11 protein-coding genes and 1 pseudogene are annotated in these 13,010 nt (G+C 68.7%); 2 read left to right on the top strand and 10 right to left on the bottom strand.

Features of this window, described 5'->3' with window-relative positions:
- Positions 1–79: 79 nt before the first annotated feature.
- The 9 genes from ACIBTS_RS48710 to ACIBTS_RS48670 all read right to left on the bottom strand — a co-directional run bounded on the left by ACIBTS_RS48710 (position 80) and on the right by ACIBTS_RS48670 (position 10,105).
- Positions 80–958, bottom strand: a complete 879-nt coding sequence (locus ACIBTS_RS48710) for an ABC transporter permease (protein WP_399328359.1) — start codon at positions 956–958, stop codon at positions 80–82.
- Positions 955–1,560, bottom strand: a complete 606-nt coding sequence (locus tag ACIBTS_RS48705) for an ATP-binding cassette domain-containing protein (protein ID WP_399328358.1) — start codon at positions 1,558–1,560, stop codon at positions 955–957. Before ACIBTS_RS48705 ends, ACIBTS_RS48710 begins: the two co-directional genes overlap by 4 nt.
- A gap of 230 nt (positions 1,561–1,790) precedes the next feature.
- The gene (locus ACIBTS_RS48700; RefSeq protein ID WP_399328356.1) at positions 1,791–2,024 is read right to left on the bottom strand and encodes a hypothetical protein; all 234 of its coding nucleotides are present in this window, start codon (positions 2,022–2,024) and stop codon (positions 1,791–1,793) included.
- Complete coding sequence (locus ACIBTS_RS48695) at positions 2,021–3,190, bottom strand: hypothetical protein (RefSeq protein WP_399328354.1); 1,170 nt, start codon at positions 3,188–3,190, stop codon at positions 2,021–2,023. Before ACIBTS_RS48695 ends, ACIBTS_RS48700 begins: the two co-directional genes overlap by 4 nt.
- Before the next feature lie 846 nt (positions 3,191–4,036).
- A complete protein-coding gene (locus tag ACIBTS_RS48690; RefSeq protein WP_399328361.1) occupies positions 4,037–4,327 on the bottom strand; it encodes a DoxX family protein in 291 nt (96 codons plus the stop codon).
- A gap of 74 nt (positions 4,328–4,401) precedes the next feature.
- A complete protein-coding gene (locus ACIBTS_RS48685; protein WP_399328351.1) occupies positions 4,402–6,369 on the bottom strand; it encodes an acetoacetate--CoA ligase in 1,968 nt (655 codons plus the stop codon).
- Positions 6,366–7,943 carry a bifunctional 3-(3-hydroxy-phenyl)propionate/3-hydroxycinnamic acid hydroxylase gene (locus tag ACIBTS_RS48680; protein WP_399328349.1) on the bottom strand — a complete coding sequence of 526 codons (1,578 nt, stop codon included), beginning with the start codon at positions 7,941–7,943 and terminating at the stop codon, positions 6,366–6,368. Before ACIBTS_RS48680 ends, ACIBTS_RS48685 begins: the two co-directional genes overlap by 4 nt.
- 9 nt (positions 7,944–7,952) lie before the next feature.
- Positions 7,953–8,930 carry a fumarylacetoacetate hydrolase family protein gene (locus tag ACIBTS_RS48675; protein WP_399328347.1) on the bottom strand — a complete coding sequence of 326 codons (978 nt, stop codon included), beginning with the start codon at positions 8,928–8,930 and terminating at the stop codon, positions 7,953–7,955.
- A gap of 29 nt (positions 8,931–8,959) precedes the next feature.
- Positions 8,960–10,105, bottom strand: a complete 1,146-nt coding sequence (locus ACIBTS_RS48670) for a 2,3-dihydroxybiphenyl 1,2-dioxygenase (protein WP_399328345.1) — start codon at positions 10,103–10,105, stop codon at positions 8,960–8,962.
- 135 nt (positions 10,106–10,240) lie between these two features.
- On the opposite strand from ACIBTS_RS48670, the gene ACIBTS_RS48665 reads away from it, so the two are divergent.
- Positions 10,241–10,876: a TetR/AcrR family transcriptional regulator gene (locus ACIBTS_RS48665; RefSeq protein ID WP_399328343.1), complete on the top strand. Its 636-nt coding sequence runs from the start codon at positions 10,241–10,243 to the stop codon at positions 10,874–10,876.
- Positions 10,877–11,027: 151 nt separating this feature from the next.
- On the opposite strand, the gene ACIBTS_RS48660 is transcribed toward ACIBTS_RS48665, so the two are convergent.
- Positions 11,028–11,234 (bottom strand): hypothetical protein, encoded by a 207-nt coding sequence (locus ACIBTS_RS48660; protein WP_399328341.1) that lies wholly within the window; start codon positions 11,232–11,234, stop codon positions 11,028–11,030.
- 476 nt (positions 11,235–11,710) lie between these two features.
- Between ACIBTS_RS48660 and ACIBTS_RS48655 the strand changes: the two are divergent.
- Positions 11,711–12,171, top strand: a pseudogene (locus ACIBTS_RS48655) (IS5 family transposase); the annotation flags it as partial.
- Positions 12,172–13,010 lie beyond the last annotated feature (839 nt).

Raw genomic sequence — 13,010 nt, 5'->3', positions numbered from 1 at the left:
CAGCCCCAACGAATACGAACACCGACACCACACCGCTAAACTCACGCTCGCCGCGTGATCAATAACCGCGTGCCCACCTTCACGGGGGAAGGCCCGAGCCCGGTGAGGAGTTCTGGCCGGCAGCCCGTGTCCGCTGGGCTTCGAGCGGCTCGGTCTTGTGTGGTTGTGCGGTCACGGACTGGTGGTGACGGCTTGGCCGGGGCAGGGCATTGCGGGTGCCGTGGTGGAAGGCCAGGAGCCCCAGAAGCGCCGCTGCGGCGAACCACAGCAGCTGCAGAGCGAGGTATGCGGGCAGGGGTGTGGTGGAGAAGCCGGCCGCGGTGGCGGCTTGGACGGAGCCGTAGGTGGGCAGCAGGCGTGTCAGCGGGTTGTCGGCGCCGGCGCTGACGATGGGGTTCTGCAGGGCGATGTCGATGACGCTGGTCATCACCAGGGCGAACATGCCCTCGACCTCGCGACGCAGGAGGGATCCGAAGACCACGCCCATGGCTCCGTAGGTCAGCGCGGCGCAGAACAGCGCGGCGGCCAGCAGGTAGGGCTGTTTCGGTGTCCAGGCGATACACATGGCCGCGGTGGCATAAGCGGCCAGCAGTGCGGAGGCCAGGACCAAAGAGGCGGCCTTGGCCATCACGAGATGGGTGCGGGGGTAGCCGGCCATGGCCAGGCGCCGGTCGAAGCGCCCGCCGGCGAAGGTGGCGGCGAACATCATGAACCCCGTGACCAGGGTGACGGCGTTGAGGGCACCGGTGATCTGCGTCAGCTCGTTACCGGCAGGCGCCAGCCCCTCTCCGGTGGAGGCCAAGTGGAACGAGGCCGCTCTGTCGGGGATGGCGAGGTAGACCAGGCCGACCCAGGTGGGAATGAAGAAGACGACCAGCAGCATGGCGAACCGGTTGCGGGCGTGCTCGATCAGGTCGTACCGGGTGGCCGTGGTGAACAGGTTCAGGTGTGTCCTCATGCCGCTGCCGCCGTCTCCAGGCGCAGCACGCCCGCCTCCAGACGCCACAGCTCATCGAGGCGTTCGGTGTCGTAGGCCAGATGGGAGACCACCAGCACAGAGCGGCCGGCGTCGCGCAGTTGGGCAGCCAGTTCCCAGAACCGCTGGTAGGTGTCCCAGTCGAAACCCTGGTACGGCTCGTCCAGCAGCAGAACCTGCGGATCGTGCATGAGCGCGAGCGTGAGGTTCAGCTTCTGCCGGGTCCCGCCGCTGAGCACCCCGGCACGCACATCGGCGTACTCGGAGAACTGCAGAGCCTCCATGACCTTCTCGGCATGAGACAGGTCGGCCAGCGCGAAGGCCGTCTTGAAGAACTCCAGGTGCTGCCGGACGGTCAGGGCATCGTTGAGGACCACATCCTGCGGGCAGTAGCCGAAACGCCCCCGGTGACGCACCGCGCCACGATCCGCCCGCAGTTCACCGGCGAGGATCTTCAACAGAGTGGTCTTGCCGGCACCGTTCTCGCCGACGATCCCGGCCAGCACACCAGCCCCGAGGTCCAAGTCGATCCCCCGCAGGACCACCCGCCGACGGTAGGCATGATGCACCCCCCTTACCTCCACCGCGCCGCCCCACCCATCCCGTAAGCACTAGTCGCCAGATCATCCGCAAATGCGGTGGTACGGACACGGCAAGATCCACAGACCTATCGCCAAACCGCCCGACACGGTGAAACAGGCACACAACGCAGTTCGAAGAAGACTCACCACGCGGGAACTTGTTCGTGATTCACATCCGGGCCGACATCCCCGCATGGTGTCGCCACCCGCATGCCGGGCCAGGACCGTGGTGGCTACCAGGCGGTCTTGGCGGCGCTGTAGGAGGTGCGGCAGGTGACGTCGGAGGCCGTAGCGGAAAGCTTGGTCATGGCCTCGGCCCACACCTTCTTGACCACCTTCTCCAAGTCGCGGGCCGCCGCCGGGGTGTTCGGAGAGAACTTTCTGACCGTTCCCTCAGTGGCGACGGTGAACTTGTTGCACACCGGCAGGGCGGCGTTGCGGTAGCGGCTGTCGAGTTCACCCGTCACGGCGGAGCTGTTGGCGGTGGCCCAGCTGTTCCACGCCGCACAGGCGGCCTGGTCAGTTCGGCCCGCTCGGTCTCGGTCAGACTGCCCAGAGCGGCGACAGCGGCGTTCCCGAACTCGTCCGGGACGGCGTAGCGGGTGGTGGCGAACTGATCCCCGGCCTTGAAGATCGCTTCCTGGCAGGCGGACGGCAGCGAAGCCGCTTGCATGAGGGCGGCGGCCAGGAGCCGAGAGGACTTCACATTCTGGGTGGCCGGGGTCGCCTCCTGGGTAATGACGGTCACCGCCACCGCCAAGACACCAGCGGCGGCGGCCATGGCCAGAGCGGAGCGCTTGAGGACGCGGGAGGTGTTCATGAGCGCGGGCCTCCTGTACTTGAAGGGCTGAGCGGCCATACGAGATCGTCCGCCGCGACACCGCTCACCGGGAGCATCACGTGCCTTCCTGCGCCACGGGGCACGGCGCTCGGGCCGGCACGGACTCCAACCCTTCAGATGCGGCTGCAGTTCCCCGGGAGTCGGATCACGCGGAATCGGCATGCCCGGAGGATGCCGCAATGGATCGATGCCCCGCACATACTCGCGTGCCCACTCCAACCAACGCCGGACTGATGCCAGGGTTTGCTCGTCCAGGCCTCCATGCAGCTCAGCAAGACGACGCTCCATGGCATCGCAGTACTCACCGATCACCGCGGCCTCGCGCCAGCTCCCGGCCTCCTCGCGCAGCACCTCGGCGAACCGCTCCCTGACGGCCCGCTCCTTCGCTTCCTCCATGGCGGCACGCCAGCGAACCTCACGCTCGCCTCTCACGCGCCCCTCGCTCTCCCTGCGTCGGGCGTCCTCCACGGCTCGCGCCTCGATCTCCCCGAGGACCAGTCCCAGAAACTGTTCAAGGGTCCGGCTCTTGCGATCCCGCCAGCGGCCCGGCCTGCCGGTCAGCCCATGGGCGACCTCCACGACGAGACTCGCGGACCGCTCCGGATCCGTGGACTCGGGAAACTCCTGCCTGATGGTGACCGGATACGCGAAGCCGCCGACAACGACGTCCATCCCACCCTCGCGCGGGCGGTAGGACGACCCGACCTTCCGTACCTCGTACCCGCGCCGTGCCGCCTCGGCGGCCAGCCCCTGCAGCATCAGAAGCGACCTGCGGCGAAGCGCAGTCGGCATCACCAACTGCTCGCGTCGTCCTTGAGCGCAGCCACAACCGGATGAAGCCACGCCAGCCGCGTGGGACCCGGACCGCCGACCCACCCCTCTTCGGTCCCTGACTCCGCGCATCGGAATGCGGACCCTCCGCGAGGAAGAACTCCAGGCCGAGCCGGCCGTACGGCACCTTCTCGATGCGCTTTCCCGCCGGCTCCATGCCATGCCGCTTCGCGTAGTTGACGACCCGTCGCCATTCCGCGATCTCCTGATCATCGGCATGGGTGAACCGGACGGGTCCTTCGGAGAGGAGTCATTCGACCAACTCGCGAGCCTTCGCTCGCCGGGCACGGGCGACGGGCCGCTCGACGTACGACGTCGAGGACTCTGTGGGCACCGACGACTCACCGTGGTCGGCAGGCTCCGCGTCGTCGGGACAGCTGCCATGGCGGAGATAGAACCAGCCGGCCTCAGTGACCTCCGCACGGGCAGCACCACCGCTCTTGTCCACCGTCAAAAGCCCACGGTCACGCAGGGCATACGCCGAGCGCCACTCCCCCGACGCCCAGGTCCCGGGCTCTTGAAGGGAGCTTGAGCTGCCCCAAAAGTCGCCTGCCGCCCCATCAGGACGAGCGTCAAATGAGCGTCAAGATACCTCGGAGAGCGTCATTTCAGCGTCAAGATATCGCCCGTAACGCCCACAGCGCACATAACACACACCACCCGAACCCGCAGGTCAGGCTCCCTTTGCGACTGGTTCAAGGATGGCAACGCACTCCACATGATGCGTCATCGCAAACATGTGGAGCCAAAAACAGGTTAAAGAAAACCGCAGGCCAGAGGCCTGCGGAACGCAAAAGGGACGCAAGATCAAGGTGCATTACGTGCGCCATGGGCGCTATGTGCGCACTTTCGACACACAGCATCGCGGCGGGCAGGGCCCGCACGGGCGGGTCGCCGTGGCGCAGGTGGACAACCGCGGCCGCGGTCACCAGCAGCGCCAGCCCGATGCCGGCGGCCACCGCCGGCGGCCACCCCGAGCGGGGCGGAAGCCAGTCCGAGCAGCAGTCCGACGGCTCCGGCCACTTCCAGGGCGCCGACGACGCGGTAGAGGCCCGGTGACATGTCGAGGTGTGCTGCCGCCTGCCGCATGAACGGCACCGCGGCGATCTTCCCCAGTCCCAGCGGGAGGAGGACGAGGCACAGCGCGACGGCGAGGGTGACCTGTGCGGTGGTCACGCGGGCCGCCTCCGGCGTTCGGTGCTCAGGCGGGCGAAGTGGTCGATGAGGTCCGGGGCGTCCACGGCTGCGGGGTTGACGACCTGCTCGACGGGGGCGCCTTGGAGGAGGCGTTTGACGGGGACTTCGAGTTTCTTGCCGGTGCGGGTGTGCGGGATGCCCGACACCTCGATGATCTCGTCGGGGACGTGGCGGGGTGAGGCCCCGGTACGGATCGCTTCCTTGATCTTCTCTCGGAGGGCGTCATCCAGGGTCACCCCGGCGGCGAGGACCACGAACAGGGGCATCCAGTAGCCGCCGTCGGGTTCCTCCGCTCCGATGACGAGGGCTTCGGTGATCTCGGGGAGGCGTTCGACGACGTCGTGGATGTCGGCGCTGCCCAGGCGTACGCCGTTGCGGTTCAGGGTGCTGTCGGAGCGGCCGTGGACGATCACCGAGCCGTGACCGGTGACCGTGATCCAGTCACCGTGCCGCCACACGCCGGGGTGGGCGGAGAAGTAGGCGTCGCGGTAGCGGGCGCCGTCGGGGTCGTTCCAGAAGTACAGCGGCATCGACGGCATCGGACGGGTGACGACCAGCTCGCCCACCTGATCCACGACCGGGAGGCCCTCGCCGTCGTACGCGGCGAGCGCCACGCCGAGATGAGGTGCGGACAACTCCCCGGCCCAGACGGGAGTGTTGGGCGCGCTGCCCGCGAAGCCGGACACCACGTCGGTGCCGCCGCTGATGGACGCGAGCAGGACGTGTTCGCCGACGTGGTCGCGGACCCAGGGGTAGGCGGAGGCCGGCAGGGCGGAGCCGGTGCAGCCGATCACGCGGATCGACGACAGGTCGTGCCTGGATGGGTCGATGCCGTACTTGGCCATGCCCAGCAGGTACTGGGGGCTGGTGCCGAAGACGGTCACCCGGTGGCGTGCGGCGAGCTCCCACAGGACGTCGAGCTGGGCGAAAGGTGCGGGGCTGCCGTCGTACGTGCAGGTCGTGGCACCGGTCAGCAGGGTGGAAGCGACCAGGTTCCACATCATCCAGTGGGTCGTGGTGTACCAGAGCAGGCGGTCGCCGGGTCCGAGGTCGGAGTGCAGGCCGAGGGTCTTCAGGTGCTCCAGCAGGACGCCGCCGTGACCGTGGACGATGCCCTTGGGCAGACCGGTGGTGCCGGAGGAGAACACGACCCACAGAGGGTGGTCGAACGGCACCGGCGTGCACGTGAGTTCCTCGGCGCGAGTGGACGCGTCCTTCCACGGCACCACCAGCGACGGGAACGCTCGCGACGGCCACGGCAGGCCCACGTGGTCCACCAGCAGCGTCCCCTTCAACGTCGGGAGGTGCGCGGCCAGTTCACCGGCTGCCTCGCGGCGGTCGTGGGTGGTGCCGTTGAAGAGGTAGCCGTCGGCGGCGATCAGGACGGTGGGTTCGAGCTGGGCGAAGCGGTCGGCGGCCGCCTGGGGCGCGTAGTCCTGCCCGCAGACCGACCACACGGCGCCGATGCTCGCGGCGGCCAGGAACGCGACGATCGCGTGCGGGGTGTTGGGCAGGTAGCCGACGACCCGGTCGCCCCGTCCGACGCCCAGCTCGCGCAGGGTGGCGGCGACGGAGGCGACCTGGGCGCGCAGCTGGCTGCCGGTCACCTCGTATCCGGAGCCGGTCTCCTCGAAGGCGATGATCGCCACGTCGTCGGCGGCGAGGTTGCGCAGAGCGTGGTGGGTGTAGTTGAGGGTGGCTCCGGTGAACCAGCGGGCGCCTGGCATCCGCTCCTCGGCCAGTACGTGCTCGTACGGTGTGTCCGCGTCGATGTCGAAGTACTCCCACACCGCGCCCCAGAAGCCTGCCAGGTCGGTGACCGACCAGTGGTGCAGGGCGGCATAGTCGGTGCCGTCCCCTCCGGTGTGGCGGGCGAAGTCCATGATGCGGCTGTCCGCGACGGCCTGTGGGTCGGGTGAGGTGAAAGGGTCCGGCCTGGTCATCGTGTGGCGCTCCTCAGCAGGCTCTTCTCGGTGGTCCGTGGGAGTGGGAGGGGCTTGCACGTGGTGTGCAGGAGGGATGCCCAGGTGGCGGTGTCGGTGAAGTCGCGGCCGCCTGCCGGGACGATGTCCACGACGACGCGGTCGGGGCGCAGCAGTACGGCCTCCGCACGGCCTCCGCGCAGCCAGGCGGCGAGCGTACCGTCGTCGCCGAGGGGGGTCACGGGGATCGCCGGAACGCCGAGCGCGTGGGCAAGGGCGTTCAGCGAGGGCCCGGGTTCGGTGGCGGTCAGGATGGTGAAGGAGTCGCCGAGCAGCTCGTCGAGGCGGGTGCGCCGTCCGGCGGTGGTGATCCACGGTTGCGGGCAGTGGGTGCCCGCGAGGCCCCTGCGGTTGCGGCGTCGGACGAGGGGTCCGGCGGTCAGGGGCGGGCTGAGGTCGCGGCCGGCCAGCTCCGTGAGGCCGGGGATACGGCAGGCCGCGGCCAGCAGTCTGCGACGCAGCGCGGCGGCGCTGTCCTGCCCGCCGGTCATGGCCCAGCCCATCGCGACCGCGAGCCGTATGACGTGGCGGGCATGCGGCTTGCGTTCACTCTCGTACGTGTCCAGGAGCCGCTCGTCGCCGCCCTGCCCCAGGACGCGGGCGAGCTTCCAGGTGAGGTTGTAGGCGTCCCGCAGTCCCGCGCACAGTCCCTGTCCGATGAACGGAGGGGTGAGGTGGGCGGCGTCGCCGAGGAGGAAGACCCGTCCGCTGCGCCATCGGTCGGCGATGCGCGCCCGGAAGGTGTACTGGGTCTCGCGGACGATCTCGAAGTCACCGTCGCGGGAGGGTGGCAGCCACGGGGCGACCAGCTCGCGGACTGGCTCGTCGCCGTCCCGGAGGCGGAACTCCCAGCGGTAGCGGTCCTCGCTGACGCGCATGAAGGTCGCAGGTTGGTGCGGGTCGCAGACCTGGTCGACGCCTTCCCAGCAGCGGACGTCGGCATTCGTGCGGACGTCGACGACGGTCCAGCGTTCCTCGAAGCCCAGGTCCTCCCATACGGCGCCGATGGCGTCGCGGGTGAGGCTGTTCGCCCCGTCGCAGCCGAGGACCGCCTCGGCCCACAGTTCGCGCTCTCCGTCGTCGTCGCGGTAAGTCACGCGCACGGGGCCGGCGGTGTCCGGGGTGACACCGGTGACCTCCACGCCGCTGCGCAGTTCGCACTGCGGGTTCCGGGCGAGGGCGTCGCGGAGTAGTCGTTCCAGTTCGGGCTGGTCGAACATGCTGGTCTGCGGGTAGCCGTGACGGCCGTGCTCGGTACGGCGGAACTCGGCCATCACCCGGTGCCGGGCGTCCAGTAGCCGCAGTCCGTTCGCCGGGCGGGCGATCGCGGCGAACTCCTCCCCCACGCCCGCGGCCTGGAGGATCCTGCGGACCTCGTCGTCGGTGGCGACGGCGCGCGGGAGCGGGTAGACGTCCCGGTGGCGTTCCAGGACGACGGTGCGGACTCCGTGCCGGGCGAGGAGGAGGGCGGCGGTCACGCCCACCGGTCCCGCGCCGATGATCACCACGGGTGCCTGCTGTTCGGTGCGGCTCACCTGAGGTCCCTACTTCGCGTCCGTGACGGGGGTGCGCTGCTCGCCGAGGTCGATCCGGCCGTCCGGGGTCGTGATCGTCGCTGTGATCACGTCTCCCGCGTGCAGGTAGTGCGGGTTCTTGGCCTGGGACTTGAAGAACGCCTTCCACTTCACGGCGGGCGGCAGCAGCGCGCCGATCTTCTCGACCGGCTTCGGCGGGGCCTTGAGGGCCGTGCCGCCGGGCGTGCCTGTCAGCAGCAGGTCGCCGGGGTCAAGGGTCTGGAAGCGGGCCAGCAGGGTCAGTGCCTGCGCCGGGCGGACGATCATGTCGGCGAGGGTGCGATCCTGTCGCAGCTCGCCGTTGACGGACAGCTTCAGCCTGAGGTCGAGGAGATGGGCGAAGTCCTCCGGCTCCAGCAGGGCGAGGTACGGGCCGGTCGGTGTGAAGGTCGGGTAGGACTTGCTCTCGTAGAACTGCGTCTTGGTCAGCTGGACGTCGCGTGCGCTGACGTCGTTGGTGACGACGAGTCCGGCGACGTACGACGGCAGGTCCCGCTCGTCGACGGTGGTGCCGATGGGTAGGGATGCGCCCATGACGAGCCCGAGTTCGATCTCGTAGTCGAGGAACTTCACGTGCGAGGGCCGTACGACGGTGTCGCCGGGTCCGCTGACCGAGCCGGACGCCTTGCGGAAGAAGGCGGGCGGGATGTCGCCCGTGAAGCCGCTATCGCGTGCGTGGCTACGGTAGTTGACCATCTGGGCGACCACTCGACAGGGTGTGGTGACCGGCGAGAGGACGGCCAGGTCGGCGACGGGCGTGCCCGCCTCGGTCGAGCGTGCCGCATCACGTACGGCGTCACGGTCGGCGATCAGCTCGGCGGTGGTGGTGGCCTCGGTGTCGACAGGGACGGCCCGGTCGAATGGGGTCTTTCCTGCTCGCGCGGAGTCGAGAGCTTGGGGGAGGGCGACCCACCATCCGTCGGCGGTGCGCAGGACGTTGGTGCTCATGTAAGTGCCTTCGTGAGGGGGTTGAGGGTTCAGGACTTGGCGGCTTTGAGCAGGCCCAGCAGGCGCGCCGGGTCCATCTCGTTGTCGCCGCGCAGGGCCTGGATGACGTCGCGGACCCGCTGCGGGGAGGGGCTCGCGCCGAGGAAGTCACGCGTGGCGGGCGGGCCCCACTGGGCGAGACCGCTGGTCGACATGGGCGCCCACCCGGGCTCGACGTCGCCGGAGAACAGGTCGCCGTCGGCGAAGTGCTCCAGCATGAAGCGGTCGGGGTCACGCCAGTAGTCGAAGAGCTGGCTGCCCTGGATGTGCCGGCCGACGCCCCAACTGCGCTGGTATCCGCGCTCTTTGAGGTATTCGCCGCCGACGGCGATCGAGTCCAGGTCGGTGACCTGGTAGGCGGAGTGGACGTATCCGGTCCCCGGCCCGAGGTGCATGGCCAGCGTGTGATGGTCGGCCGGCACGCTGCCGAGGTCGCAGCGGATGAACGCCATGGTCGGGCCGCGGTCTCGCTGCCCGTCCAGGAACAGGAAGTCGGACACGATCATCCCCAGCGTGTCCAGGTACCACTCGAGGGACTGTCCGAACACCCGCGTCTCCAGCACCACGTGCCCCAGTCGCTGGATGCGGGAAGGCTCGCGGGGTGGGCGCTGCGTGGCGTTCGTACGACGGTGGTCCGTGCCGAAGTTGAACAGCAGCGGCCGCTGTTCGGGCAGCGCCGGCAGCTGCTCGCCGCAGTGCACCACCCGCACCGGAAAGCCGGACGGATCGAGCAGGTCGACCGCCTTGCCACCGCCGGGCACGTCCGCGTCCCGTATGTCGGACCCGGCGGCCCGCGCGAGCCGGTCCAGGTCGACACGCTCCGCCGCACGAAACGCCGGGCCGATGAAGCGGGACGTACGCCCGCGCCGGATCACCATGCACGGCGAGCCGGCGAACGTGCCGCGCAGCCACAGCTCGTTCTCGGTGCGCGCGGCGATCTGGAAGCCGAAGTCCCGGGCGAAGACCTCGGCCCGCCCCAGGTCAGGCTTCTCGAACTCCAGCCAGGCCAGGTCCGCGACCTTGATCACGGGATTCCGGGAGCGGCCGGGATGCTCGCCCCGCAGGGCTCCCTGTTCACTGTGCAAGTCCTGGTGGGCCGTCTTGGCATCGGCCCCGTGGACGCGGGTCTCAGACATGGTGCCCTCCGAGCGACATTGCCGTAATGAGGAAATCATCAACTTTGACACTTCCCTCGTCAAGCGGCCCAGGGCAAGAAATGATGGATTCATCAGAACTGCAGTCGTCATCGCCGCCACGGTTAGACTGTGTCCATGCCTTCGCCAGCCCCGTCCATCAACCGGTTCGAGCGGCGCCGCGCCGAGACCCGTCGCGCCCTCGTTCACGCCGCCCGGCGGATCCTCGCCGAGAGCGGGGACGCCGGCATCAGCATCCAGGCGATCGCCGAGCGCGCCGATGTCGGCTTCGGCTCCTTCTACAACCACTTCGAGTCCAAGGCCGACCTGTTCGAGGCGGCCGTGATGGACGCCCTTGAGGAGTACGGCAGAAACTTCGACGAGCGCCTGGCCGGGATCGACGACCCTGCGGAACTCGTCGCGGCAGGCTTCCGGCTCAGCGCCCGCATGGCCGACTCACACCCGGAGCTGATGCAGGTCCTGCGCCGTCGCGGCCTCGGTCACCTCCACTCGGACAACGGCCTGGCCCGGCGTGCGCTCCGCGACATCGAGGTCGGCACGGCCTCCGGCCGCTTCACCATCGTCGACCCGACGGTCGCCGTGTCCGCGCTGGGCGGGACTTTGCTGTCCCTGGTGGAGCTGCGGTTCGCCCGCCCGGACCTGGACGGGGACGAGGCGGCCGTGAACCTGGCCGAGATGGTCCTGCGCATGCTGGGCCTGCCCCCGGACGACGCCCACGAGGTGGCCCGGCGCCCCCTTCCCGCCCCCTCCTGACCGGCCACCCCTACGCGGTCGGCGACGAGCTCGCCCGGAACGCGTGGTCGACACAGCCGAAGCAGGATGGGTACGGACGGCTGGGGATCCGGTCGCTGCCCGGCCCCTTGACGGCAGGCGTCAGGCGTGGCAGGCAGCGGTGCTGCCGGTATCAGGCGACGCTGTCGCGGACGGTGTTGTCGATGCGTACGGCGAGACGCGCGACCTGAGCGTCGTCGGCGGGCAGGTTAACGGCGGCCAGGCCGCTGAACGCCGACGGCTCGACGAGATTGAAGCTGCACGCCAGAAGCGCATTCGCCGGGAAACAGCCATGGAAGAGGCACGCGTCCAGTACGCGGAGGCGTACCGCGCCAGGCACCTCGAAGCACAGGAAGCGGCTTGGCGCCGCACCACCCGACTCACGGAGTACGTGAGCGCCGCACACACGCGCGTCGAGGCCATGCCGCCGGGGCAGGCCAGAACCGACGCCGAAGCATGGATCAGCTGGGCAACGGCCACCGTCGGGCGTCTCGACCCTCTGAGCTCACCACCACTCCACCTGGTGTCACGGAACGTCACTACCGAGATGCGGATGGGGCAGGGGCAGCCAACAGCTCGGCGGCCAATACCCCAGCCACTTCAAGGTGCCCGCCGCCACACAGTCGAGGGCGCCGGCCGGCAGCCCCTAACCACGCATGACGAACCATCAGACAACACGCTGTCCGTGCGTCAAACGTGCGTCACGTGCGTCGAACATGCGTCGAACATGCGTCAAGATACCGCGCCTAAGAATTCCTAACAGAATGGCGCTTCTCGCCTAGGAATGCTGGTTCCTGATGGAGCGTTAGCCTTCACATGAGGAGGGGTGAGCAGCTTCCATGGATCGTGCCCGATGAGTTGTGGGCGCGGATCGAGCCGTTGCTGCCGGTCGTGCCGCGCCGGGCCGATCACCCGGGGCGCAGGCGTCTGGATGACCGCAAGGTGCTGTCGGGCATCCTGTTCGTGCTCTACACCGGGATTCCGTGGGAGTTCCTGCCCCAGGAGCTGGGCTTCGGTTCCGGCATGACCTGCTGGCGGCGCCTGCGGGACTGGAACGACGCGGGTGTGTGGCAGCGTCTGCATGAATCACTGCTGGCCGAACTGCACGCTGCCGGCGCGCTGGACTGGTCCAGGGCGGTGATCGACGGCTCCCATGTGCGGGCCATGAAGGGCGGCCCAAAACCGGACCGAGCCCGGTCGACCGTCCCCGAACAGGCTCGAAGCACCATCTGATCACCGAAGCGCACGGCATCCCGCTGGCCGCGTCACTGACCGGCGTTCTAACGCACGTGACGCCCATCACGCACACTCGGAGAAACAGCAGGTCAGCGCCCCTTCTCAGCAGGCTCAAGGATCGCCACGCACTCCACGTGATGCGTCATCGGAAAGGTGTCAGCCTGAGTGAGTCATAAAAAAGACCAGGTCAGAGCAGCTTTCTCGGCTCGCTGAGCAGCGTGAGGGCGCCCAGAGCGTCAAATGGGCGTCACGACTGGCCGGACGCACCCGCCCTCGGTACGGCAGGCGCGTCACCTTCATCAAGAGCTCTACGGATCTTGTCGCTTTCTGCGGGACGACTGCGCGGCGCCGGGGTTCCTACTCCTCCGTGGCAGCGTGGGAGCGTCGGCCGGAGAGCTCTTCTCTACGGTGAGTGGCCTTACGGCGTGCGGCTCACGCCCCTCGATCCCCTCGGTCCCGGGGATAGGGTCGGTCTGCAGTGGTGCGGGAGCAGAACGCTGGGCGTTGTCCGGGACGGGCAGGACGTTCCGACGCTGCAACTCGGCGACGCTGACCAGCGGTGACATGAGAACACGGTCGAGCAGCTCATTCTGAGCCGACTGCAGCTCGACCAGATGCCACAGAACGGACAACACGTACTGGAGTTCCTCACTCCAGGCAGGTAGCCACCGCTCGGGCCGGATGTGGTCCAGCTGGCTGACGGCTCTGCGAGACGGCGGTCCCGTCCTACGTTTCAACCAGCCGTCGAGAACGTTCTGTCCGCTGACCTGGTAATCCCGCATTTGCTGAGCTTGTTCTTTTTCTTCCGGCCTCGAACGGTGTCTCGTACTGAGTCGCTCACCTGGGGGTTCGCCGGACGTGGGGGCGGCCTTCGTCTGAT

This window comes from Streptomyces sp. NPDC050121, from assembly GCF_044460385.1.
GTDB lineage: Bacteria > Actinomycetota > Actinomycetes > Streptomycetales > Streptomycetaceae > Streptomyces > Streptomyces soliscabiei.
This window is presented reverse-complemented; position numbering and strand designations above follow the sequence as displayed.

Bases quoted from the DNA above. Each gene is read 5' to 3' on its own strand.
- ACIBTS_RS48710 (WP_399328359.1), bottom strand. From the start codon at position 958: ATGAGGACACACCTGAACCTGTTCACCACGGCCACCCGGTACGACCTG.
- ACIBTS_RS48695 (WP_399328354.1), bottom strand. From the start codon at position 3,190: ATGCCGACTGCGCTTCGCCGCAGGTCGCTTCTGATGCTGCAGGGGCTG.
- ACIBTS_RS48685 (WP_399328351.1), bottom strand. From the start codon at position 6,369: ATGACCAGGCCGGACCCTTTCACCTCACCCGACCCACAGGCCGTCGCG.
- ACIBTS_RS48675 (WP_399328347.1), bottom strand. From the start codon at position 8,930: ATGAGCACCAACGTCCTGCGCACCGCCGACGGATGGTGGGTCGCCCTC.
- ACIBTS_RS48670 (WP_399328345.1), bottom strand. From the start codon at position 10,105: ATGTCTGAGACCCGCGTCCACGGGGCCGATGCCAAGACGGCCCACCAG.
- ACIBTS_RS48665 (WP_399328343.1), top strand. From the start codon at position 10,241: ATGCCTTCGCCAGCCCCGTCCATCAACCGGTTCGAGCGGCGCCGCGCC.